This is a genomic window from Methylosinus sp. Ce-a6 (assembly GCF_009811655.1).
GTDB lineage: Bacteria > Pseudomonadota > Alphaproteobacteria > Rhizobiales > Beijerinckiaceae > Methylosinus.
Window position 1 is genome coordinate 1 of the sequence record NZ_BGJX01000049.1, and the last position, 19622, is coordinate 19622.

Annotated in this window: 32 protein-coding genes and 1 pseudogene; 29 read left to right on the forward strand and 4 right to left on the reverse strand. The window is 65.6% G+C overall.

The window, feature by feature from the left end; translation table 11 throughout:
- From Mspo_RS18070 to Mspo_RS18185, 24 genes and pseudogenes are all read left to right on the forward strand, one after another.
- Positions 1-76, forward strand: a pseudogene (locus Mspo_RS18070) (elongation factor Tu); the annotation flags it as partial.
- A 111-nt stretch (positions 77-187) separates the two neighbouring features.
- Entirely contained in the window at positions 188-496 is a 309-nt protein-coding gene (rpsJ, locus tag Mspo_RS18075) for a 30S ribosomal protein S10 (protein ID WP_003613511.1), read from the forward strand.
- Positions 497-560: 64 nt separating this feature from the next.
- Complete coding sequence (gene rplC / locus Mspo_RS18080; protein ID WP_159732352.1) at positions 561-1274, forward strand: 50S ribosomal protein L3; 714 nt, start codon at positions 561-563, stop codon at positions 1272-1274.
- Between the two features lie 6 nt (positions 1275-1280).
- Positions 1281-1901, forward strand: a complete 621-nt coding sequence (gene rplD / locus Mspo_RS18085; protein ID WP_159732416.1) for a 50S ribosomal protein L4 — start codon at positions 1281-1283, stop codon at positions 1899-1901.
- On the forward strand, positions 1898-2194 hold the full coding sequence (locus tag Mspo_RS18090) for a 50S ribosomal protein L23 (RefSeq protein WP_159732355.1): 297 nt from the start codon (positions 1898-1900) through the stop codon (positions 2192-2194). The genes rplD and Mspo_RS18090 overlap by 4 nt, the downstream gene beginning before the upstream one ends.
- 22 nt (positions 2195-2216) lie before the next feature.
- Positions 2217-3056, forward strand: a complete 840-nt coding sequence (gene rplB / locus Mspo_RS18095) for a 50S ribosomal protein L2 (protein ID WP_159732357.1) — start codon at positions 2217-2219, stop codon at positions 3054-3056.
- 3 nt (positions 3057-3059) lie between these two features.
- Positions 3060-3338, forward strand: a complete 279-nt coding sequence (gene rpsS / locus Mspo_RS18100; protein ID WP_142862433.1) for a 30S ribosomal protein S19 — start codon at positions 3060-3062, stop codon at positions 3336-3338.
- A 5-nt stretch (positions 3339-3343) separates the two neighbouring features.
- Positions 3344-3730 (forward strand): 50S ribosomal protein L22, encoded by a 387-nt coding sequence (gene rplV / locus Mspo_RS18105; RefSeq protein WP_018266635.1) that lies wholly within the window; start codon positions 3344-3346, stop codon positions 3728-3730.
- A 13-nt stretch (positions 3731-3743) separates the two neighbouring features.
- Complete coding sequence (gene rpsC / locus Mspo_RS18110) at positions 3744-4487, forward strand: 30S ribosomal protein S3 (protein ID WP_159732360.1); 744 nt, start codon at positions 3744-3746, stop codon at positions 4485-4487.
- 18 nt (positions 4488-4505) lie between these two features.
- Positions 4506-4919, forward strand: coding sequence for a 50S ribosomal protein L16 (gene rplP / locus Mspo_RS18115; RefSeq protein WP_159732363.1), 414 nt, complete (start codon positions 4506-4508; stop codon positions 4917-4919).
- Positions 4920-4930: 11 nt separating this feature from the next.
- Entirely contained in the window at positions 4931-5146 is a 216-nt protein-coding gene (gene rpmC, locus Mspo_RS18120) for a 50S ribosomal protein L29 (protein ID WP_108918351.1), read from the forward strand.
- 10 nt (positions 5147-5156) lie between these two features.
- The gene (gene rpsQ, locus Mspo_RS18125) at positions 5157-5396 is read left to right on the forward strand and encodes a 30S ribosomal protein S17 (RefSeq protein ID WP_159732366.1); all 240 of its coding nucleotides are present in this window, start codon (positions 5157-5159) and stop codon (positions 5394-5396) included.
- An 88-nt stretch (positions 5397-5484) separates the two neighbouring features.
- On the forward strand, positions 5485-5853 hold the full coding sequence (gene rplN / locus Mspo_RS18130) for a 50S ribosomal protein L14 (RefSeq protein WP_018266630.1): 369 nt from the start codon (positions 5485-5487) through the stop codon (positions 5851-5853).
- On the forward strand, positions 5853-6170 hold the full coding sequence (gene rplX, locus Mspo_RS18135; RefSeq protein ID WP_159732369.1) for a 50S ribosomal protein L24: 318 nt from the start codon (positions 5853-5855) through the stop codon (positions 6168-6170). Before rplN ends, rplX begins: the two co-directional genes overlap by 1 nt.
- Complete coding sequence (gene rplE / locus Mspo_RS18140) at positions 6163-6858, forward strand: 50S ribosomal protein L5 (protein WP_159732371.1); 696 nt, start codon at positions 6163-6165, stop codon at positions 6856-6858. Before rplX ends, rplE begins: the two co-directional genes overlap by 8 nt.
- Before the next feature lie 43 nt (positions 6859-6901).
- Positions 6902-7207, forward strand: coding sequence for a 30S ribosomal protein S14 (gene rpsN / locus Mspo_RS18145; RefSeq protein ID WP_159732374.1), 306 nt, complete (start codon positions 6902-6904; stop codon positions 7205-7207).
- Between the two features lie 12 nt (positions 7208-7219).
- On the forward strand, positions 7220-7618 hold the full coding sequence (gene rpsH, locus Mspo_RS18150) for a 30S ribosomal protein S8 (RefSeq protein ID WP_159732377.1): 399 nt from the start codon (positions 7220-7222) through the stop codon (positions 7616-7618).
- Positions 7619-7653: 35 nt separating this feature from the next.
- A complete protein-coding gene (gene rplF, locus Mspo_RS18155; protein WP_159732380.1) occupies positions 7654-8187 on the forward strand; it encodes a 50S ribosomal protein L6 in 534 nt (177 codons plus the stop codon).
- Between the two features lie 12 nt (positions 8188-8199).
- A complete protein-coding gene (gene rplR / locus Mspo_RS18160; protein WP_159732383.1) occupies positions 8200-8562 on the forward strand; it encodes a 50S ribosomal protein L18 in 363 nt (120 codons plus the stop codon).
- Between the two features lie 191 nt (positions 8563-8753).
- The gene (gene rpsE / locus Mspo_RS18165) at positions 8754-9326 is read left to right on the forward strand and encodes a 30S ribosomal protein S5 (protein WP_159732386.1); all 573 of its coding nucleotides are present in this window, start codon (positions 8754-8756) and stop codon (positions 9324-9326) included.
- Between the two features lie 14 nt (positions 9327-9340).
- A complete protein-coding gene (gene rpmD, locus Mspo_RS18170) occupies positions 9341-9529 on the forward strand; it encodes a 50S ribosomal protein L30 (RefSeq protein WP_201281745.1) in 189 nt (62 codons plus the stop codon).
- A gap of 14 nt (positions 9530-9543) precedes the next feature.
- Positions 9544-10023 (forward strand): 50S ribosomal protein L15, encoded by a 480-nt coding sequence (gene rplO, locus Mspo_RS18175; protein WP_159732422.1) that lies wholly within the window; start codon positions 9544-9546, stop codon positions 10021-10023.
- A 312-nt stretch (positions 10024-10335) separates the two neighbouring features.
- Complete coding sequence (secY, locus tag Mspo_RS18180; protein ID WP_159732389.1) at positions 10336-11670, forward strand: preprotein translocase subunit SecY; 1335 nt, start codon at positions 10336-10338, stop codon at positions 11668-11670.
- Positions 11667-12248 carry an adenylate kinase gene (locus Mspo_RS18185; RefSeq protein ID WP_159732392.1) on the forward strand — a complete coding sequence of 194 codons (582 nt, stop codon included), beginning with the start codon at positions 11667-11669 and terminating at the stop codon, positions 12246-12248. The genes secY and Mspo_RS18185 overlap by 4 nt, the downstream gene beginning before the upstream one ends.
- Positions 12249-12311: 63 nt before the next feature.
- On the opposite strand, the gene Mspo_RS18190 is transcribed toward Mspo_RS18185, so the two are convergent.
- The gene (locus Mspo_RS18190) at positions 12312-13613 is read right to left on the reverse strand and encodes a metallophosphoesterase (RefSeq protein ID WP_159732395.1); all 1302 of its coding nucleotides are present in this window, start codon (positions 13611-13613) and stop codon (positions 12312-12314) included.
- A 116-nt stretch (positions 13614-13729) separates the two neighbouring features.
- Between Mspo_RS18190 and Mspo_RS18195 the strand changes: the two genes are divergently transcribed.
- Positions 13730-14020 carry a hypothetical protein gene (locus Mspo_RS18195; protein ID WP_159732398.1) on the forward strand — a complete coding sequence of 97 codons (291 nt, stop codon included), beginning with the start codon at positions 13730-13732 and terminating at the stop codon, positions 14018-14020.
- A gap of 65 nt (positions 14021-14085) precedes the next feature.
- Here Mspo_RS18195 and Mspo_RS18200 read toward each other — a convergent pair whose 3' ends face one another.
- Both Mspo_RS18200 and Mspo_RS18205 read right to left on the reverse strand, forming a co-directional pair.
- On the reverse strand, positions 14086-14790 hold the full coding sequence (locus Mspo_RS18200) for a phosphatase PAP2 family protein (protein WP_159732401.1): 705 nt from the start codon (positions 14788-14790) through the stop codon (positions 14086-14088).
- A gap of 139 nt (positions 14791-14929) precedes the next feature.
- A complete protein-coding gene (locus tag Mspo_RS18205) occupies positions 14930-15772 on the reverse strand; it encodes a GyrI-like domain-containing protein (protein ID WP_159732425.1) in 843 nt (280 codons plus the stop codon).
- A 418-nt stretch (positions 15773-16190) separates the two neighbouring features.
- Between Mspo_RS18205 and Mspo_RS18210 the strand changes: the two genes are divergently transcribed.
- Entirely contained in the window at positions 16191-16340 is a 150-nt protein-coding gene (locus tag Mspo_RS18210) for a hypothetical protein (RefSeq protein WP_201281746.1), read from the forward strand.
- Positions 16341-16352: 12 nt separating this feature from the next.
- Here the strand turns inward: Mspo_RS18210 and Mspo_RS18215 are convergent, their stop codons facing one another.
- Positions 16353-17321 (reverse strand): beta-ribofuranosylaminobenzene 5'-phosphate synthase family protein, encoded by a 969-nt coding sequence (locus tag Mspo_RS18215; protein ID WP_159732404.1) that lies wholly within the window; start codon positions 17319-17321, stop codon positions 16353-16355.
- A 202-nt stretch (positions 17322-17523) separates the two neighbouring features.
- Here Mspo_RS18215 and Mspo_RS18220 point away from each other — a divergent pair, with 202 nt between their 5' ends.
- The 3 genes from Mspo_RS18220 (at position 17524) to folK (ending at position 19330) form a co-directional block, all read left to right on the forward strand.
- Positions 17524-17898 (forward strand): 4a-hydroxytetrahydrobiopterin dehydratase, encoded by a 375-nt coding sequence (locus Mspo_RS18220; protein WP_159732407.1) that lies wholly within the window; start codon positions 17524-17526, stop codon positions 17896-17898.
- A gap of 158 nt (positions 17899-18056) precedes the next feature.
- Positions 18057-18830 carry a dihydropteroate synthase gene (folP, locus tag Mspo_RS18225; RefSeq protein ID WP_201281747.1) on the forward strand — a complete coding sequence of 258 codons (774 nt, stop codon included), beginning with the start codon at positions 18057-18059 and terminating at the stop codon, positions 18828-18830.
- Positions 18827-19330 carry a 2-amino-4-hydroxy-6-hydroxymethyldihydropteridine diphosphokinase gene (gene folK / locus Mspo_RS18230; protein ID WP_159732413.1) on the forward strand — a complete coding sequence of 168 codons (504 nt, stop codon included), beginning with the start codon at positions 18827-18829 and terminating at the stop codon, positions 19328-19330. Before folP ends, folK begins: the two co-directional genes overlap by 4 nt.
- Positions 19331-19622 lie beyond the last annotated feature (292 nt).

Consider the following 19622-nt stretch of genomic DNA (forward strand, 5'->3'; position numbering starts at 1 on the left):
GGAGAAGCTGCGTTTCGCCATTCGCGAAGGCGGCCGCACCGTCGGCGCCGGCGTCGTCGCCTCGATCATCGAATAAGGAATTTGGACCGCGAGGCGTCTCGCCTCGCATTCGAATAGCGGACCGCGCGCCATCGAGGCTCGCGGTCCAGGGCGAGCGGCCGGCTCGCGGTCCAAGAGGAAGACGCTGATGAACGGACAGAACATCCGGATTCGCCTGAAGGCGTTCGATCACCGGATTCTCGATACGTCGACGAAGGAGATCGTCTCCACCGCCAAGCGCACGGGCGCGCAGGTGCGGGGCCCGATCCCGCTGCCGACCAAGATCGAGAAATTCACGGTGAACCGCTCGCCGCATATCGACAAGAAATCGCGCGAGCAGTTCGAGATCAGGACGCATAAGCGCGTGCTCGATATCGTCGATCCGACGCCGCAGACGGTGGACGCGCTGATGAAGCTCGATCTCGCCGCCGGCGTGGACGTCGAAATCAAGCTCTAAAGACAAGAATGAACCGGGCGCCTCTCGCGATTGAAGAGCGATGCGCCTTTCGAAGGAAGAGATCATGCGGTCTGGCGTCATCGCGCAAAAGGTCGGAATGACCCGCGTCTTCACCGAAGCGGGCGAGCATGTGCCGGTCACGGTGCTGAAGCTCGACGGCTGCCAAGTCGTCGCCCATCGGACCAAGGAGCAGAACGGCTACACCGCCGTGCAGCTCGGCATCGGCCGCGCCAAGGTGAAGAATGTCTCCAAGGCCGAGCGCGGCCGTTTCGCCGTCGCCAAGGTCGAGCCGAAGCTGAAGCTCGCCGAGTTCCGCGTCGAGGAGGCGGAGCTGCTGCCGGTCGGCGCCGAGATCACCGCCGATCATTTCGTCGTCGGCCAATTCGTCGACGTGACCGGCACGACGATCGGCAAGGGCTTCGCCGGCGCGATGAAGCGCTGGAACTTCGGCGGTCTGCGCGCCACTCACGGCGTGTCGATCTCGCATCGTTCGCATGGTTCGACCGGCGGCCGTCAGGACCCCGGCAAGACCTTCAAGAACAAGAAAATGGCCGGCCATATGGGCGTCGATCGCGTGACCACGCAGAATCTGCGCGTCGTGCAGACCGACGTCGAGCGCGGCCTGCTGCTGGTCGAGGGCTCGGTGCCCGGACACGCCGGCGGCTGGATTTTTGTGCGCGACGCGGTGAAGCGGGCGCTGCCGGCCGAGGCGCCGCAGCCCGGCAAATATCGTCTGGCGGAAGCTTCCGCCGCGCAAGAAGACAAGAAGGAGGACTGAGCCGTGGTGCAGATCAGCGTCACGTCGTACGACGGCCAGGAGGCCGGCTCGATCGAGCTGGCGGACGAGATTTTCGGGCTCGAGCCGCGCCAGGATCTCATCTTCCGCATGATCCGCTGGCAGCTCGCCAAGCGGCGGGCGGGCACGCATGCGGTGAAGAACCGCGCGGATATCGCCCGCACCGGCAAGAAGCTGCATAAGCAGAAGGGCACGGGCGGCGCCCGTCACGGATCGCGGCGCGCGCCGCAATTCATCGGCGGCGGCCGCGCCTTCGGTCCGGTGGTGCGCAGCCATGAGCACGACCTGCCCAAGAAGGTTCGTGTTCTCGCTCTGAAACACGCGCTCTCGGCGAAAGCCAAGGACGGCGCCATCATCGTCTGGGAGAGCGCCTCGCTCTCCGAGCCGAAGACCAAGCTCCTGAAGGCCGGCTTCGACAAGACCGGGCTTTCCAGCGCGCTCATCATCGACGGCGCCGAGCCGCAGGTGAATTTCGCGCTGGCGGCGCGCAATCTGCCGCGGATCGATGTGCTGCCGGTCCAGGGCGTCAATGTCTACGACATTCTGCGCCGTGAGAAGCTGGTGCTGACCCGCGCGGCGATCGATGCGCTGGAGGCGCGCCTGAAATGAGCAAGGATGTGCGCCATTACGACGTGATCGTCTCGCCGGTCATCACCGAGAAGGCGACGATCGCCTCGGAGCAGAACAAGGTGGTCTTCAATGTCGCGCGGACCGCCACCAAGCCGCAGATCAAAGCGGCGGTGGAAGGGCTGTTCGATGTGAAGGTCGAAGCGGTCAACACGCTGCTGCGCAAAGGCAAGCTGCGCGCCTTCAAGGGCGTGCGCGGCCGGCAGTCGGATGTGAAGAAGGCGATCGTCACTCTGGCCGAAGGCCATAAGATCGACGTGACGACGGGACTTTGAGAGCAGGCTCGAGGACAAAACCATGGCGCTGAAGACATTCAAGCCGGTCACGCCGAGCCTTCGCCAGCTCGTCATCGTCGACCGCAGCGATCTCTACAAGGGCAAGCCCGTCAAGACCCTCACCGAGGGCAAGACGTCCAAGGGCGGCCGCAATAATCTCGGCCGCGTGACGGTTCGTTTCCGCGGCGGCGGCCACAAGCAGGCCTATCGCCTCGTCGACTTCAAGCGGCGCAAGCTCGACGTCGCCGCCAAGGTGGAGCGGATCGAATATGATCCGAACCGCACCGCCTTCATCGCGCTCATTCGTTATGCGGATGACGAGCTGTCCTACATTCTCGCGCCGCAGCGTCTATCTGTCGGCGACGAGGTGATCGCGGGCGCGCAGGTCGATGTGAAGCCCGGCAACGCCATGCCGATCGGCAACATCCCGGTCGGCACGATCGTCCATAATGTCGAGATCAAGATCGGCAAGGGCGGCGCGATCGCGCGCTCCGCGGGCAATTACGCGCAGATCGTCGGCCGCGACCAGGGCTATGTGATCATCCGCCTGAATTCGGGCGAGCAGCGTCTCGTGCACGGCCAGTGTTTCGCGACCATCGGCGCCGTGTCCAATCCGGATCACATGAACATCTCGCTCGGCAAGGCGGGTCGTTCGCGCTGGCTCGGCCGTCGCCCGCACAATCGCGGCGTCACCATGAACCCGGTCGACCATCCGCACGGCGGCGGCGAGGGCCGCACCTCGGGCGGCCGTCACCCGGTCACGCCCTGGGGCAAGCCGACCAAGGGCAAGAAGACCCGCACGAACAAGAAGACCGACAAATTCATCGTGTCCTCGCGGCACGCCAAGAAGAAGAAGGGCTGATCCATGGCTCGCTCTATCTGGAAAGGCCCGTTCGTCGACGGCTATCTGCTGAAGAAGGCGGAGACCGCGCGCGCTTCGGGACGCAACGACATCATCAAGATCTGGAGCCGTCGCTCCACCATTCTGCCGCAGTTCGTGGGCCTCACCTTCGGCGTGCACAATGGCCACAAGCATGTGCCCGTCTCGGTCAGCGAAGACATGATCGGGCATAAATTCGGCGAATTCTCTCCGACCCGCACCTTTCATGGTCACGCGGCGGACAAGAAGTCGAAGAGGGGCTGATTCCGATGTCCAAGCCGAGCAATCCGCGCGCGCTGGCCGACAATGAGGCGAAAGCCGTGGCCAACACGCTGCGCGTGTCCCCGCAGAAGCTCAATCTTCTCGCTCAGCTCATCCGCGGCAAGAAGGTCGATCGCGCGCTCGCCGATCTCGAATTCTCGCGCAAGCGCATCGCTCACGAGGTGAAGAAGACCTTGGAGAGCGCCATCGCCAACGCGGAGAACAATCACGGCCTCGACGTCGACGATCTGATCGTCGCGCAGGCCTTCGTCGGCAAGTCGCTCGTCATGCGGCGCTTCGCCGCCCGCGCCCGCGGACGGTCGAGCCGCATCGAGAAGCCCTTCGCGAATTTGACGATCATCGTCCGCGAAGTCGAAACGCCGGCGAAAGCCTAAAGGGAGCCTTTAGATGGGTCAGAAGGTCAATCCGATCGGGCTGCGCCTCGGCGTCAACCGCACCTGGGATTCGCGCTGGTTCGCCAATAAGGGCGAATATGCGAAGCTCCTGCACGAGGATCTCGCAATTCGCGAGGCGGTCGCCAAGCAATTGAAGCAGGCGGCGGTGTCGCGGATCGTCATCGAGCGTCCGCACAAGAAGTGCCGCGTGACGATCCATTCGGCCCGTCCGGGCGTCGTCATCGGCAAGAAGGGCGCGGACATCGACAAGATTCGCAAGCTGGTCGGCAAGCTGACCGGCAGCGAGGTGGTCATCAACATCGTCGAGGTGAGGAAGCCCGAGGTCGAGGCGACGCTCGTCGCCGATTCGATCGCGCAGCAGCTCGAGCGCCGCGTCGCCTTCCGCCGCGCGATGAAGCGCGCGGTGCAATCGGCGATCCGCCTCGGCGCGCAGGGCATTCGCATCAATTGCTCGGGCCGTCTCGGCGGCGCGGAGATCGCGCGCCTCGAATGGTATCGCGAGGGCCGCGTGCCGCTGCATACGCTGCGCGCCGATGTGGATTACGGCGTCGCCACCGCTCACACCGCCTATGGCGCCTGCGGCATCAAGGTCTGGATCTTCAAGGGCGAGATCCTCGAGCATGATCCGATGGCGCAGGACAAACGCCAGGCCGAGCAGGCCGCCGGCGGCGGAGAGCGCGAACACCATGGCGAGCGTCGTCGCCGCGAGCCGCGCGAACCGCGCGACGCGGCCTAATTTCGAGAGTTCGACATCATGTTGCAACCCAAACGCACCAGGTTCCGCAAGGCCTTCAAGGGCCGCATCCACGGAAACGCCAAGGGCGGCTTTTCGCTGAACTTCGGGCAGTTCGGCCTCAAGGCCCTCGAGCCGGAGCGCATAACCGCGCGCCAGATCGAGGCGGCCCGCCGCGCCATGACGCGCCATATGAAGCGCGCCGGCCGCGTGTGGATCCGAATCTTCCCCGATGTGCCGGTCTCCAAAAAGCCGACCGAAGTGCGCATGGGTAAGGGCAAGGGCGCGCCGGAGCTCTGGGCCGTGCGCGTCGCGCCCGGCCGCATCATGTTCGAGGTCGACGGCGTCTCCGGCGAGCTCGCGCGCGAAGCCTTGACGCTCGCCGCAGCGAAGCTGCCGATCAAGACGCGTTTCGTCGAGCGCATCGCCGAGTGAGGATTGCGACCATGAGCACGAACAAGCAACGCGTCTCCGATCTTCGCGCCCTCTCTCTCGATCTGCTCGACGAGGAAGTGCTGAAGCTGAAGAAGGAGCAGTTCAACCTGCGCTTCCAGCGGGCGACCGGCCAGCTCGAGAACACCGCGCGCGTGCGCGTCGTTCGTCGCGATATCGCCCGCGCCAAATCCATCGCCGCGCAGAAGCGCGCTGAACAACAGAGTTGAGAGAGCGCCAATGCCGAAGCGGATTCTCCAGGGCGTCGTCGTCAGCGACAAGCAGAACAAGACCGTGGTGGTGAAGGTGGAGCGTCGCTTCACCCATCCGCTGTTCAAGAAGACGGTGCGTCGCACGAAGAATTACCACGCGCATGACGAGGAGCAGAAGTTCCACGTCGGCGACGAGGTGACGATCGAGGAGACGGCGCCGATCTCGAGGCTGAAGCGCTGGCGGGTCCTCGAGGCCGTCGCCAAGTAAGGCCTCACCAGAGCGAGAATTGAGAAATGGTTTTCTCGGACGAAGTCGGGGAACCGAAACCAGACCGAGACGAAAGGCGGGATGAGCCATGATACAGATGCAGACAAATCTCGATGTCGCCGACAACTCGGGCGCCCGCCGCGTCATGTGCATCAAGGTGCTGGGCGGCTCCAAGCGCAAATACGCCGGGGTCGGCGACATCATCGTCGTCTCGATCAAGGAGGCGATTCCGCGTGGCCGCGTGAAGAAGGGCGACGTGCTGAAGGCGGTGGTCGTCCGTACGGCGAAGGACATCAAGCGCGCCGATGGCTCGGTGATCCGCTTCGACTCCAATGCCGCTGTGCTGATCAACAATCAGAAAGAGCCGATCGGCACGCGCATCTTCGGACCCGTGCCGCGCGAGCTGCGCGCCAAGAACCATATGAAGATCATTTCGCTCGCGCCGGAGGTGCTGTGATGGCCGCGAAAATCAAGAAAGGCGACAAGGTCGTCGTTCTCGCCGGTCGCGACAAGGGCCGCACGGGTCAGGTGATCCAGGTGCTGCCGACGGAAGGTCGCGCCGTCGTCGAGGGAGTCAATCTCGTCAAGCGCCACCAGCGCCAGACCCGCACGCAGGAGGCCGGCATCGTCACCAAGGCGGCGTCGCTCGACCTCTCCAATCTCGCGGTCGCCGATCCCAAGGACGGCAAGCCGACGCGCGTCGGTTTCAAGATTCTCGATGACGGCCGCAAGGTCCGCATCGCCAAGCGTTCCGGAGAACAGATCGATGGCTGAGGAAAAGAAGCCGAAAGCCGCCAAGGCTCCGAAGGCGGAAGGCGAGGCCAAGAAGGCCGGCAAGCCGAAGGCCGCTCCGAAGTCCGCCGCCGCCGAAGACGGCGAGGGGCGCCGCGCCGTGGCCAAGTCGCTTCCCGACGGGCCTTTCGCGCCGCGGCTCAAGAAGCACTATGAGGAAGTGGTTCGCGCCAAGCTCATGGAGGAGTTCGGCTATAAGAACGCTTTCGAAGTGCCGGCGATCGAGAAGATCGTGCTGAACATGGGCGTCGGCGAAGCGGTCAACGACAGCAAGAAGGTGACCGCCGCGGCCGCCGATCTCGGCCTCATCGCCGGTCAGAAGCCGGTGGTGACGCGGGCCCGCAAGGCGATCTCGACCTTCAAGGTGCGTGAGAACATGCCGATCGGCGCCAAGGTCACGCTGCGCAAGACGCGCATGTACGAGTTTCTGGACCGCCTGATCACGATCGCGCTGCCGCGCGTTCGCGATTTCCGCGGCCTGAACCCCAAGTCCTTCGACGGACGCGGCTCCTACGCCCTCGGCATCAAGGAGCATATCGTGTTCCCGGAGATCGACTATGACAAGGCCGAGTCGATTCTCGGCATGGACGTCATCGTCGTGACGACGGCGAAGACGGACGACGAGGCGCGCGCGCTCCTGCGCGCGTTCAATTTCCCGTTCCGGCAGTGAGACGAAACTCTCGTCTCAAACGCGGAAACCGAAGGCATAGACAATGGCCAAGAAGAGTTCGATCGAGACCAACAAGCGCAGGGCGAAGCTCGCCAAGGCCTATGCGGGCCGCAGGGCGCGGCTGAAAGCCAAGGCGAATGACGAGGCGCTGACGGCGGAAGAGCGGTTCGAGGCGCGGCTCAAGCTCGCCGAGCTGCCGCGCAATTCGGCGGCCATCCGCATTCGCAACCGCTGCGAGGTCTCGGGACGTCCGCGCGCCTTCTACCGCAAGCTCAAGCTGTCGCGCGTCGCGCTGCGCGAGCTCGGCTCGCGCGGCCTCATCCCCGGTCTCGTCAAGTCCAGCTGGTAAGGGAGAGAGCAAATGTCGATCAGCGATCCGTTGGGCGATCTGCTCACCCGCATCCGCAATGCGCAGCTGCGCCGCAAGGACAAGGTCTCGACGCCGGGCTCGCGCCTGCGCGCCCATGTGCTCGACGTGCTGAAGGAAGAAGGCTACATCCGCGGCTATACGACCACGGATTTCGGCAATGGCCGCACCGAGTTCGAGATCGAGCTGAAATATTTCGACGGCGAGCCGGTCATCAAGACGATCGAGCGCGTCTCGCGTCCGGGCCGCCGCGTCTATGCGGGCGTCGACAAGACGCCGCGCGTGGCCAATGGCCTCGGCATCACCATCGTGTCGACGCCCAAGGGCGTCATGGCCGATCACAAGGCCCGCGAGAACAATGTCGGCGGCGAGGTGCTGGCCAAGGTCTTCTGACCGAAGCTCGCAGGAATTGAGATAGGACTTCAACCATGTCTCGTATCGGCAAGAAGCCCGTCATCATGCCGGCCGGCGTGACCGCCAAGGTCGACGGCCAGCTCGTGCAGGTGAAGGGCGCGAAGGGCGAGCTGCAGTTCCGGGTTCCCGACGATGTCGCGGTGACTCAGGAAGGCAATGCGATCAAGGTCGATCCGCGTTCGACCAGCAAGCGCGCTCGCGCGCTGTGGGGCACGTCGCGCGCCCAGGTGAACAATCTCGTCGTCGGCGTGACCGCCGGCTTCGAGAAGAAGCTCGAGATCAACGGCGTCGGTTATCGCGCCGCGGTCGCCGGCAAGAATCTGCAGCTCGCGCTCGGCTATTCGCACGACGTGAACTATCCGATTCCGGCCGGCATCGCGATCGTGACGCCCAAACCGACGGAGATCACCATCTCCGGCATCGACAAGCGCCAGGTCGGCCAGGTCGCCGCCGAGATCCGCGCGCTTCGCGGCCCCGAGCCCTATAAGGGCAAGGGCGTGAAATACGCCGGCGAATTCATCTTCCGCAAGGAAGGCAAGAAGAAGTAAGGACTTGGAGCCATGGCAAAGGACGTCAATGCAGCCGCCCGGCGCAGGGCCCGGGTTCGTCGGAGCATTCGCGCGCGCGCCTATGGCCGCCCGCGTCTGTCCGTGTTCCGCTCTTCGGAGCAGATCTATGCGCAGATCATCGACGACGAGAAGGGCGTGACGATCGTCTCGGCCTCGACGCTCGAGAAGGCCAATCGCGAGACGCTGAAGACCGGCGCCAACAAGGAAGCGGCGCATTTCGTCGGCAAGCAGCTCGCCGAGCGCGCCGCGGCCCAGGGCATCACGGAAGTGGTGTTCGATCGCGGCGCCTATATCTATCACGGCCGCGTGCAGGCGCTGGCCGAGGGCGCCCGCGAAGGCGGCCTGCAGTTCTAAAATCCTTCTCCCGCTCGCGGGAGAAGGTGTCGCCGCGAAGCGGTGACGGATAGGGCCGCCGGAGCTTGGTCGGAACAGGGGCATGGGCCCTCATCCGGCCTCGCTTCGCGAGGCCACGCTCTCCCGCAGGCGGGAGAGGGGAGTACACCCAAGCGAGCGGCGACATTGCCGCGTAAGTGACGGAAGAGAAAATGGCTCGTGAACCAGAAGGCGGCCGCGGCCGCGACCGGGATCGGGACGACCGCGACAGCGAGTTCGTGGATCGTCTCGTCCACATCAACCGCGTCGCCAAAGTGGTGAAGGGCGGCCGGCGTTTCGGCTTCGCCGCGCTCGTCGTCGTCGGCGACCAGAAGGGCCGCGTCGGCTACGGCCACGGCAAGGCGCGCGAGGTGCCGGAGGCGATTCGCAAGGCGACGGAAGCCGCCAAGCGCGCGCTGATCCGCGTGCCGCTGCGCGAAGGCCGCACGCTGCACCATGACGTCAACGGCCGCCATGGCGCGGGCCGCGTCGTGCTGCGCGCCGCGCCTCCCGGCACCGGCATCATCGCCGGCGGCCCGATGCGCGCCGTGTTCGAGACGCTCGGCGTCCATGACGTCGTCGCCAAGAGCCAGGGCTCGTCGAACCCCTACAACATGATCCGCGCGACTTTCGACGCGCTGGAGCGCGAGGATTCGCCGCGTTCCGTCGCCGCCCGCCGATCTCTCAAGGTTTCCGCGCTGCAGGCGCGCCGTCAGGGCGCCGAAGCCGAAGCCGTCGACGCCTGAGGGGAGGCATTGCGATGAGCGAGAAGAAAGTCACCGTCGAGCAGACTGGCAGCGCGATCGGGCGTCCGGAGCGTCAGCATAGGACGCTTCTCGGCCTCGGCCTGACCCGCATCGGCCGTCGCCGCACGCTCGAGGACACGCCCGCCGTGCGCGGGATGATCGCGAAAGTCGCGCATCTCGTCAAAATCATCGACGAGAAGTGAGGGCCGGGACAATGGTGAAGCTCAACGATCTCTCCGACAATCCCGGCGCCAGCAAGAACCGCATGCGCGTCGGCCGCGGCATCGGCTCCGGCAAGGGCAAGACCTGCGGACGCGGCGTGAAGGGCCAGAAGGCCCGCACCGGCGTCGCCGTGAAGGGCTTCGAAGGCGGCCAGATGCCCCTGCATCGCCGTCTGCCGAAGCGCGGGTTCTACAACCCCTTCTCGACCGACTATAACGAGGTCAATCTCGGCCGCATTCAGCAGGCGGTGGAGGCCGGCAAGCTCGACGTTTCCGCGCCGGTGAACGTCGAGGCGCTGATCGCCGCGGGCGTCGTCTCCAAGCCGCGCGACGGCGTGAAGCTCCTCGGCAATGGCAAGCTCGAGGCGAAGCTCGCCTTCGAGGTGGCCGCTGCGTCGAAGTCGGCCGTCGCTGCGATCGAGAGCGCGGGCGGTTCGATCAAGCTGCTCACGGCCGCGGAGCCCGCCTCGGCCTGACGCCGACGCCCGGCGCGGTCTCACGACAGCCGGGCGGCGCAAAGAGGCGGCGGTTTTCGCCGCCTCGTCGTTAGTCGTATCGACCAAAAAACTGGCGATCCGCCCATCCGTCGTGATACGGAATCGCCTGTGCGAGCCGGCGAAGCGAGCCCAAGCTCTTTTTTGCCGGCATCGTGCGATAAACAAGCGCCGGGTTCCGCTCCACGCAAGAGCTGGACCAAGAACGGAGCGCGGCGACGCGGCGGGCAGCGCAGCGGCGCTTCGACGCTCGTTGTAAGAAACCGCGCGGCGCGCGACGAGGGAGCCTCGCACATGGCATCGGCAGCCGAACAGCTTGCGGCCAACGTCAATCTCTCAGCCTTCGGCAAGGCGGAGGAGCTCAAGAAACGCATCTGGTTCACGCTCGGCGCGCTGATCGTCTATCGTCTCGGCACTTATGTGCCATTGCCCGGCATCGACCCGGAGGCCTTCGCCAAGAGCTTCTTCGGCCAGTCGAAGGGCGTGCTCGAGCTGTTCAACATGTTCGCCGGCGGCGCGGTTCAGCGCAGCGCGATCTTCGCGCTGAACATCATGCCCTATATCTCCGCCTCCATCATCATTCAGCTGCTGACGACGGTGATCCCCTCGCTCGAGCAGGTGAAAAAGGAGGGCGAGCAGGGCCGCAAGGTCCTCAATCAATATACGCGCTATCTCACCGTCATTCTGGCGACATTCCAGGCCTATGGAATGGCGATCGGCCTCGAGGGACAGCAGGGCGTCGTCACCGAGCCCGGCCTGTTCTTCCGCCTCACCACCGTGGTCACGCTGGTCGGCGGCACGATGTTCCTGATGTGGCTCGGCGAGCAGATCACCTCGCGCGGCATCGGCAACGGCTCCTCGCTCATCATTTTCGCGGGCATCGTCGCCGCTTTTCCGGCGGCGATCCTCAGCACGCTGGAGCTCGGCAAGCAGGGCGCCATCTCGACCGGCGTCATCCTCGGCGTGCTGGCGATGTCCTTCTTCGTCATCGCCTTCATCGTCTATATGGAGCGGGCGCAACGAAGGCTGCTCATCACCTATCCGAAGCGACAGCACGGCAATCGCGTCTATGAGGGGCAGACGTCCTTCCTGCCGCTGAAGCTCAACACTTCGGGCGTCATTCCGCCGATCTTCGCCTCCTCGCTGCTGCTGCTACCGACGACGATCGCGAATTTCTATCAGACCCAGGGCACGGACAATCTCTTCGCGACCATTTCGGCCTATTTCGGGCATGGGCGGCCGCTCTACATGCTGTCCTATGTCGGGCTGATCGTGTTCTTCGCCTTCTTCTACACGGCGATCGTCTTCAATCCGACGGAGACCGCCGACAATCTGAAGAAGCATGGCGGCTTCATTCCCGGCATTCGGCCGGGCGAACGGACGGCGAAATTCATCGACGACGTGCTGATGCGCATCACCGTGCTCGGCGCCGCCTATCTCGCGATCATCTGCCTGCTGCCGGAGATGCTGATCTCCTACGCCAATCTGCCCTTCTATTTCGGCGGCACCTCGCTGCTCATCGTGGTGAGCGTGACGATGGACACGGTGGCGCAGATCCATGGCCATCTGCAGGCCCATCAATATGAGGGCCTGATCCGCAAGACGAAACTGCGCGGGCGACGCAAATGAGACTGGTGCTGCTCGGACCGCCGGGCGCGGGCAAGGGCACGCAATCGGCTCGGCTCGTGGCGAAATATGCGATCCCTCAGCTCTCGACGGGCGACATGCTGCGCGCCGCCGTGGAGGCGAGGACGCCGATCGGCCTCGAGGCCAAGGAGATCATGGATCGCGGCGCTTTGGTGCCCGATTCCGTCGTCGTCGGCATCATCGGTCAGCGGATCAAGGAGAAGGACGCCGCCAACGGCTTCATTCTCGACGGGTTTCCGCGCACCGTCGCACAGGCCGAGGCGCTCGACGATCTGCTCGTTCGCGAAGGGCTGACGCTCGATGCGGTAATCGAGCTCAGCGTCGACGAAAACGCCTTGCTCGACCGAATGAAGAAGCGCGTCGACGAGACGATCGCCCGTGGCGGAGACGTTCGCGCCGACGATAATCCGGAAGCGTTCAAGACGCGGCTCGAGGCCTATCGCAGCCAGACCGCGCCAGTCTCGCATTATTACGCCGGCAAGGGCGAGCTGAAGCAAGTGGACGGCATGGCGCCTGTGGACGCCGTCAGCGCCGCGATCGAACAGGCGCTGACGCACTGACCGGGAGCCTTCTTTCGTGTCTTCGTGGTCGGTCGAACCGCGAAGACGCGAAGCCACGCTCGGTCATTCGCAATCGAGCTTGCGGCCACGCAAATGGCAGCGCAGCAGCGGCTTCGCATGGGCGTCATAATTGATGACGAGCCATTCGCCCTCGCCGCGTTCGAACATCGCGAAGCCGAAAGTGGCGGCGACGCCGCGACCCTGCTCCACCGTCGCCGCGCCGATCGTCGCTCCGTCGAAAATGGCGGGGATATGCGGATCCATCGCCGTTCCGCCGACGCCGACGACGAATTGCGCCGGGCGATCTTCCCGATAGCTCATGGCCTCGAAAGCGTGCAGATGGCCGGAGAGGATCGCCTGCACGCTTTGCGGCAGGCCTTCGTGCGCCGCCGCCGCGAGCGTCTCGTTCACGCCGAGCGTCTCGCCCTTCATCGATCGGAAGAGCGAGAATATCGGCTTATGGAAGGCGTACCAGACCGGTCCCGGCGCATCCTTCGCCGCGGCGAGCTGCGTGCGCAGAAAGTCCGCTTGCGCGCCGACGACGGTGCGTTCCTCCGCTTCTGTCGTGTCGAGGACGAAGAGCGTCGGATTTTCGAGATCGACCCGATAGGCTTCCTCCCGTTCGACGCATCGACCGTCGGCGGAGGGCGGTAGCGGCGAGAGCGCGCGGGTCCAGCCCTTGCCGGCGCGCGTGCAGATTTCATGATTGCCGCGCACCAGCACCCAGGGCGCGGCGCGGAGCAATGCGGCGCCGGGCTCGAAGAAATCGGCCTTCCACGCCTCCCAATTGTCGCCGTGCGGCGAGCCGGCGCAGCGGTTCACCCCCGAGGGGCAACCGCTTTCGCGATAGTGATAGTCGCCGACATGGATGACGAGATCGGGCGCGAGCTCCGCCGCCATATCGGCGGTGAGGCGGAAGGGCCAGGCCCGGATCGAATTGCAATCCTGCAGGAACATGCCTTTCAGACGGCAGCCGGTGTCGCCGAACACCAATATCTTATCGACGCGACCGGGCGGCGGCGGGAGAGGCGCCCCGTCGATGGAGACGCTCTTTGCGCCTTTCGGCACTTCGGCGGCGCAGACCGTGACCGCGAAACCTTCCCCGGGCCGGGCGCGCGGGGTCATGACGGTCGGGCGGCCGTCGATCTCGGCCGCGGGACATTCGTCGTTCTGCGTGATCGCGCGGGCCTGCCAGCCCTCCGTCGTCGCCTGCAGCCAGCGATAGGAATCGCCGGCGCGCGCCGGACCGGCCATCGACGCCGCAAAGAGCAGAAGCGCCGAGAGCGCGCCCGCGCGTAGGGCTTCACTATTGCCATTCGCGTGGAAAGCGTGGAATTTATATGTCCTTGCGTGGGTAGGAGTCATTTTTTCGCCGGTTTCGGAAAGTTGTCTCGGGCTCGGCCGCTAAGAATCGCTTCGATCGACCGAGGAAATCGCCGGCCCGGCGCCTCGCAAGGGCTCACACGAGGGAAGGACGCTCCATGAAGAAGATTTTCGTACTGGCGGCGGCGCTGGCCATGGCCGCGCCGCTCGCCGGCTGCAACACGCCCGGCGAGCGCGCCATGGGCGGCGCGCTGCTCGGCGGCGCGGGCGGCGCAGCGATCGGCGCCGCGGCCTCGGGCGGCCGCGCGGGCGGCACGCTCGCGGGCGCGGCGATCGGAGCCGCGACAGGCGCCGTCGTCGGCGCGGCGACCGCCCCGCCGCAGCAATGCGCCCGCTGGGGCTGGGACTATTACGGCAATCGCGTCTGCGTCGCCTATTACAATTACTGAGTGGGAAGGGACGCGAAGCGCAGAGCTCCGCGTCTTTTTCTCGTCGGGCGGCCTCACTCGAGCCGTCATCTGGCGAGCGCGAGCCCGAGCGCGTTGCGCAGCTCCGCCCGCGCGGCCGTGGCCGCCTTCTGATAGTCCGGATCGAGCGCCATGATCGCATGGACCGTATAGGCGACGAGGCGCGCCGCGGCGACATCGCTCGCGAAATGCACGCCGCAGACCAGGCGATTGCGGCCATAGTCGTCCGCCCGGGCGAGAATGTCGTCGCGCCGCTCCGGCACGAGATCGATCAGCGCGAGGCCCATCAGATAGCCGACGGTCGAATGGCCGCTCGGATAGGAATCGTCCTTCGACTTGGTCCTGCACACGGGATGCAGCGTCTTGTCGACATTATAGGGCCGAACGCGGTGGAATGCCTCCTTGGCGGGGCCTGTATTGGCCGATTCCTCCGCCTTCAGCCGCGCGCCGAGCGCGTCGACGGAAGGCAGGTTTTCCTTGGTGAACTTGTCGCCGAAAACGGTCTTGAACAAGAAGATCGTCTGATTCTCCTCGTCGGCCCTGGCGCGCGCGATGTCCTCGGCCGTGCGCGCCGCCTCGATGCGATGCAATTCTGCGAGCTCGGCATCGGAGGTCTTGGAGCCGGGCGCCGCGGGCGTGGCGAGAATTTCGAGAGGGCGGCTCTGTTCCGGCGTGACGAAGCCCTCGCGCGCGGCGGCGGGCGCGCAGAGCGAAACGAGAATCGAGATCGTCGCGGCTATTATTTTTTTCATTCGAACCGGTCCGGCGGCCATCGCTTGCTGTCGCGCGCGGTCTTTCGGCCCTCCGGCCGCGCGCTCGGGTTACAGCTTTCTAGCCGAAATGCGACGTCTGCGCGATGACTGCTTCGACACGGCGCCGCCGCAGCGGCCGTCATTCGATCGGCAGGAACAGATCCGTGACGGTCTCTTGCTCGCCGACATCGGGATAGAAGGCGATCCTTTGGCAGAACAGCGGGACGTCGCGCGGCTCCTCGCCGCTCGAAGGGAGCCAGTCGCGATAGAGGGCGAGCGCCGCCCGCTCCAGATTTTCGCTGGAGCCGATGACGCGCAGAACCGCGCAGCGTCCGCCCGGCATCAGCCCGGCGGTCACGCCCTGCGCATTGGTTTCGATCGGCCGATCGGTGGCGGCGCAGAGGTCGAGACGAAAGTCCTCCGGCGGCGTGACGCGAGGATCGCAAGGAAAGATCGTGAAGGTCGCGGCGATGTCGCGGCCGAGCCCTGCGGCTCTGCGCCAGTCGATGAAGCGCCGCACCGTCTCATAGACGCGCGCCGGATCGCCTCTATGCGTCAGAATGGCGACGGGCGTCGCCGGAAACTCTCTCACGGTCACATCATTCAGGGAGTAGGTCATATTCGTGCTCCTGGCTCGGTCGAGCGGCTCCAAGGCCGCGAGCCACGGCTCCCAATCGGGAGATTTGCGGAACGCCGACGGCGCTTGCCCGACGCACTCCCGAAAGGCGCGGGCGAAAGCGTCCGGCGCCTGATAGCCGGCGTCCAGGGCGATCTCGGTCACATTGGCGTCGTCACGCAAGGCCAGCCGATAGGACGCCCGCTTCATGCGGGCGAGCTGGACATAGCGGTGCGCCGAGAGGCCGAAAGTCGCGCTGAACTGCCGGTGGAAGTGATGCTTCGAGAAAGCCGCCACGCCGCTGAGCGCCGAAAGGCTCAGATCTTCATCGAGATGCCGGTCGATATGATCCAGCACGCGTCGCATCCGGGCATGGTAATTCTCGAGCGCCGTTTTCGTCACCGATTCCTCCGTGGCGCCTCATCTAGGCGGCCGCGGCGGCGGCGCGCTCGACCGATCTTGCGCTCTCGCGAGCAGTCGCGACGAAATTTCTCGCCGACCCGATGAAACGCAGCGGCCGGATGCTGCGGGCCAACGCCGAAGGCGCCGGGCTCGCCGGCTATTTCGACGAATTGCTCAGCACGGAGGTCAACAAGACCTACAAGCCAGATCCGAAGGCCTATGCGCTCGGGCCGGAGCGGCTGAAACTCGCAAAGGAGGAGATTCTCTTCGCCGCCTTCGGCAGCTGGGCGCCTAGAGCGCTTCCAGCCGAAGTGGACGCCGGTTCGGCGTCCGGAAACGCGTCAAAACAAAAGCTTAGGGTCTTTCCGTGCTTCAATGAAACATGGAAAGACCCTATGGGGCCAAGGCCTTCGGCTATCCGACCATATGGGTGAACCGCTTCGGCCTGCCGGCGGAAAAGCTCGGCGTCGCGCCGGACAAGATCGCGCAGGATATGAAAGGGCTGCTCGAGCTCGTTCTCGGAGGTGCGTGAGCGCTGCCGGCCTCAGGCGATCGTGGCGTAGACCGCGTCGATGCGCGCGCCGCGACCCGAGCCCGCGACGACGGCGAGCGACAGGCCGCTCGCCTCGGCCTCGGCCCGCGCCAGCGCCTCGAGGCGGCGGGCCTCCGCCGCGTCGGGCGCGAAGGCGAAGCCGGTCGGCCCCCAGGAGGTCTGGCCGACGCCCGTCGCGCCGGCCTGGGCCAGGCGGCCGAGCAGGCTCTCGACCGCCGCGCTGGTGAAGCGCCGGCCGCCCTGCGCCGGCGCGAAATAATCCCCGACGATCGCCTGGATCGCCGTGATCGCGGCGCCGAAAGCGGCGAAATCGCCTTCCGCCGCCGCCGGCAGCGCCTGCATCAGCACGAGCCGGCACAATTTTCCGGCCGCCTCCTCCGAGAAGGGCGGAAGCTCGGCGAAAGCCTTGCGCTCCTGCGCCCCATGCAGGCCGATCGCGGCCGGGTCCGACACGAGCAGAATGCGCCAGGACTCCGGGAAGGGGAGGCGGGAGACGACGGGCGGGGTCGTGGTCGTCGCGCCGCGTCCGCCATCGACGACGAGGCCGCCGCGCGTGAACAGCCCCGCCCCGAGCCCCGAGCGCGCGCCGCGTTGCAGAAGGGCGGCGTCCGCCTCCACATCCTGCGGCAGATCCTCGATGCGGCGCAGCGCGGCGGCTATCGCCAGCGCGAGCTGCGTTCCCGAGCCGAGTCCCGAATGCGGCGGGATCGCCCGGTCGATGGTCAGCCGATAGCGTTTTCCGGGCGCGAGCGCGGCGACCGCCTTCTCGAGCAGAGCGCGCGCCCGCTCGGCGTCCGGACCCGCAGCCTCCATCGTTTCCGCCGGCTGCAGAGAAAGCCGCGTCGCCGGCGCGTCTATGGAGAGGCCGAGCCCGCCGAATTTGCGGCCGAGCGCGCCATTCATGTCCAGGAAGCCGAGATGCAGTCTCGCCGCGGCGACGACGCTCACGCTGATCGGCATGGAGCCTCATTTTCGGACTTTACGCGGATTATCCGCTATATCTCGCTTCCCGGCGCGGTTTCACGCCGTCGCAGAACGGGGCTCGCGCGCATTCCGCCGCTAGGCCGAGTAAGGCGCCGCGCGTGCGAAGGCAAGAGCTCGTCTGGGGAACGAGAGCTCGTCTGGGGGATCGCCCGGGAGGCGAGCAGGAGAGGGGGACGCCATGGCCGCCGAGGAGCGCGTTTATTCGCAAGAGGAGATCGCCGCCCGCCTCGCCGCCGAGCTGCCGCGCTGGCGGCTCGAGAACGGCTGGATTCGCCGCAAATTCAAGACCCATGGCTGGAAGGGCACGCTGATGGTCGTCAATACGGTCGGCCATCTCGCCGAGGCCGCCTGGCACCATCCGGACATCGCCGCCTCCTACGCATGGGTCGAGGTGAAGCTGATGACCCATACGGCGAAGGGCGTGACCGACAAGGATTTCGAGCTCGCCCGCAAGATCGAGGAGGTCGTCTGCTGGCGGCCGGGCGAGGAGGGCGGCGCGCTCGAGGGAACGCCCGAGACCGATCAGCGCTTCGCCTATATCAAATACGACTGAAGCGTCTCCAGCCGAAGTGGACGCCGGTTCGGCGTTGGAAACGCGTGAAAACAAAAAACTCTAGAGCGACATTCACCATTCCGGAGACCAGAGTGACGACGACGAGAGAGACGTCGCGCGAGCGGTTCTTTTCGCTCGTCGCGGCGCGGCCGGTCATTATGGGCATCGTCAATGTGACGCCCGATTCCTTTTCCGACGGCGGCCGCTTCTTCGCGCCGGAGGCGGCGCTGGCGCAGGCGAGGAGGCTCGCCGCCGACGGCGCCGACATCGTCGACGTCGGGGCCGAATCGACGCGGCCGGGCCATACGCCGCTTTCGGCGGATGAGGAATGGGCGCGGCTGGAGCCGCTGCTCGACGCGCTCGTCGCGCAGAGCGGCGTCCCCGTCTCGATCGACACCTATAAGGCGCAGACGGCGCGCCGCGCGCTCGCCGCCGGCGTGACCATCGTCAACGATATCTGGGGCTTGCAGCGCGATTGCGATATGGCCCCGGCGATCGCAGAGGCCGGCGCCGGCGTCGTCGCCATGCACAATCGCGCAGAGATCGCGCCGGACATCGACATCGTCTCGGACATGCTCGCCTTTTTCGAGCGCTCTCTCGAGATCGCGGCGGCGGCCGGCGTGCCCGAGTCCCATGTGATTCTCGATCCCGGCGTCGGCTTCGGCAAGACGCGCGAGCAGGATTTCGCGGCCTTGCGGGCGGTCCCCGAGCTGTTGCGATTCGGGCGGCCGGTGCTGATCGGCGTCTCGCGCAAGCGGCTGTTCGGGGCGCTGCTCGGAGCGGAGGTCGACGCGCGGCTCATCGCCACTGTGGCGGCCAATCTGATCGCGGCGATGCAGGGCGCGCGGATTTTCCGCGTGCATGACGCCGCGGAGCACAAGGCGGCCTTCGCCGTGCTCGACACTCTGACCGGGGGAAAAACACTGCCATGACGACGACGCGGGTCGGTTTCGGATTCGGCAGCAATCTCGGCGACAAGCCCGGGAATATAAGGCGCGCGGTCGCGCTCGTCGGCGAGCGTGATATCGCCCGCCTCGACGCCGTCTCGCGCATTTATCGGACGCCGCCCTGGGGCGATCTCGATCAGGGCGATTTCGCCAACGCCTGCGCGCTCGGCTGGACCGCGCTCTCCCCTTACGAGCTTCTCGCCGCCGTCAAGACGATAGAGGCGGATATGGGCCGCGCGCCGAGCCGGCGCTGGGGCCCGCGCCTCATCGACGTCGATATTCTCTTCCTCGGCGACCACACGCTCGACGATCCAGAGCTCACTCTGCCGCACAAGGAACTGTTCTCCAGAGGATTCGTGCTGAAGCCGCTGGCCGAGATCGCCGGCGCGCTGACGCTCGACGGAATGTCGGTCGCGCACGCCGCGGAACAGGCCGATGCGAAAGGGATCGAACTTTGGGAGGAAAAGTCCACCGACGCTCGATGAGCTATGACGCCGCAGCCTGAAAGGATGGCAATCTTATCCATATGGAGGGGGCGCTGTAGGCGCGCCTATGAATCGTAATAATGATCTGAAATTAGACGAAATATTGTTTGATAGAAAAAATCTATCGATACGCTTGCGGGCGGGCTGTTCGATCGTTTTGATGAGATATCCGCCGCCCGAAAAAGTTTTCAGGACCATTCAATAGATTGTCATGACCCACCCTATTGGATATTGTCATTGGGAGGCGGAACGGAAATGGTTGCGGCTCGCCGAACGGGGGCGTTTCGGATGT

Coding starts and splice junctions, on each gene's coding strand:
- rpsJ (WP_003613511.1), top strand. CDS start 188: ATGAACGGACAGAACATCCGGATTCGCCTGAAGGCGTTCGATCACCGG.
- rplC (WP_159732352.1), top strand. CDS start 561: ATGCGGTCTGGCGTCATCGCGCAAAAGGTCGGAATGACCCGCGTCTTC.
- Mspo_RS18090 (WP_159732355.1), top strand. CDS start 1,898: ATGAGCAAGGATGTGCGCCATTACGACGTGATCGTCTCGCCGGTCATC.
- rplB (WP_159732357.1), top strand. CDS start 2,217: ATGGCGCTGAAGACATTCAAGCCGGTCACGCCGAGCCTTCGCCAGCTC.
- rpsS (WP_142862433.1), top strand. CDS start 3,060: ATGGCTCGCTCTATCTGGAAAGGCCCGTTCGTCGACGGCTATCTGCTG.
- rplV (WP_018266635.1), top strand. CDS start 3,344: ATGTCCAAGCCGAGCAATCCGCGCGCGCTGGCCGACAATGAGGCGAAA.
- rpsC (WP_159732360.1), top strand. CDS start 3,744: ATGGGTCAGAAGGTCAATCCGATCGGGCTGCGCCTCGGCGTCAACCGC.
- rplP (WP_159732363.1), top strand. CDS start 4,506: ATGTTGCAACCCAAACGCACCAGGTTCCGCAAGGCCTTCAAGGGCCGC.
- rpmC (WP_108918351.1), top strand. CDS start 4,931: ATGAGCACGAACAAGCAACGCGTCTCCGATCTTCGCGCCCTCTCTCTC.
- rpsQ (WP_159732366.1), top strand. CDS start 5,157: ATGCCGAAGCGGATTCTCCAGGGCGTCGTCGTCAGCGACAAGCAGAAC.
- rplN (WP_018266630.1), top strand. CDS start 5,485: ATGATACAGATGCAGACAAATCTCGATGTCGCCGACAACTCGGGCGCC.
- rplX (WP_159732369.1), top strand. CDS start 5,853: ATGGCCGCGAAAATCAAGAAAGGCGACAAGGTCGTCGTTCTCGCCGGT.
- rplE (WP_159732371.1), top strand. CDS start 6,163: ATGGCTGAGGAAAAGAAGCCGAAAGCCGCCAAGGCTCCGAAGGCGGAA.
- rpsN (WP_159732374.1), top strand. CDS start 6,902: ATGGCCAAGAAGAGTTCGATCGAGACCAACAAGCGCAGGGCGAAGCTC.
- rpsH (WP_159732377.1), top strand. CDS start 7,220: ATGTCGATCAGCGATCCGTTGGGCGATCTGCTCACCCGCATCCGCAAT.
- rplF (WP_159732380.1), top strand. CDS start 7,654: ATGTCTCGTATCGGCAAGAAGCCCGTCATCATGCCGGCCGGCGTGACC.
- rplR (WP_159732383.1), top strand. CDS start 8,200: ATGGCAAAGGACGTCAATGCAGCCGCCCGGCGCAGGGCCCGGGTTCGT.
- rpsE (WP_159732386.1), top strand. CDS start 8,754: ATGGCTCGTGAACCAGAAGGCGGCCGCGGCCGCGACCGGGATCGGGAC.
- rpmD (WP_201281745.1), top strand. CDS start 9,341: ATGAGCGAGAAGAAAGTCACCGTCGAGCAGACTGGCAGCGCGATCGGG.
- secY (WP_159732389.1), top strand. CDS start 10,336: ATGGCATCGGCAGCCGAACAGCTTGCGGCCAACGTCAATCTCTCAGCC.
- Mspo_RS18185 (WP_159732392.1), top strand. CDS start 11,667: ATGAGACTGGTGCTGCTCGGACCGCCGGGCGCGGGCAAGGGCACGCAA.
- Mspo_RS18190 (WP_159732395.1), bottom strand. CDS start 13,613: ATGACTCCTACCCACGCAAGGACATATAAATTCCACGCTTTCCACGCG.
- Mspo_RS18195 (WP_159732398.1), top strand. CDS start 13,730: ATGAAGAAGATTTTCGTACTGGCGGCGGCGCTGGCCATGGCCGCGCCG.
- Mspo_RS18200 (WP_159732401.1), bottom strand. CDS start 14,790: ATGAAAAAAATAATAGCCGCGACGATCTCGATTCTCGTTTCGCTCTGC.
- Mspo_RS18205 (WP_159732425.1), bottom strand. CDS start 15,772: ATGCGACGCGTGCTGGATCATATCGACCGGCATCTCGATGAAGATCTG.
- Mspo_RS18210 (WP_201281746.1), top strand. CDS start 16,191: ATGGAAAGACCCTATGGGGCCAAGGCCTTCGGCTATCCGACCATATGG.
- Mspo_RS18215 (WP_159732404.1), bottom strand. CDS start 17,321: ATGCCGATCAGCGTGAGCGTCGTCGCCGCGGCGAGACTGCATCTCGGC.
- Mspo_RS18220 (WP_159732407.1), top strand. CDS start 17,524: ATGGCCGCCGAGGAGCGCGTTTATTCGCAAGAGGAGATCGCCGCCCGC.
- folP (WP_201281747.1), top strand. CDS start 18,057: ATGGGCATCGTCAATGTGACGCCCGATTCCTTTTCCGACGGCGGCCGC.
- folK (WP_159732413.1), top strand. CDS start 18,827: ATGACGACGACGCGGGTCGGTTTCGGATTCGGCAGCAATCTCGGCGAC.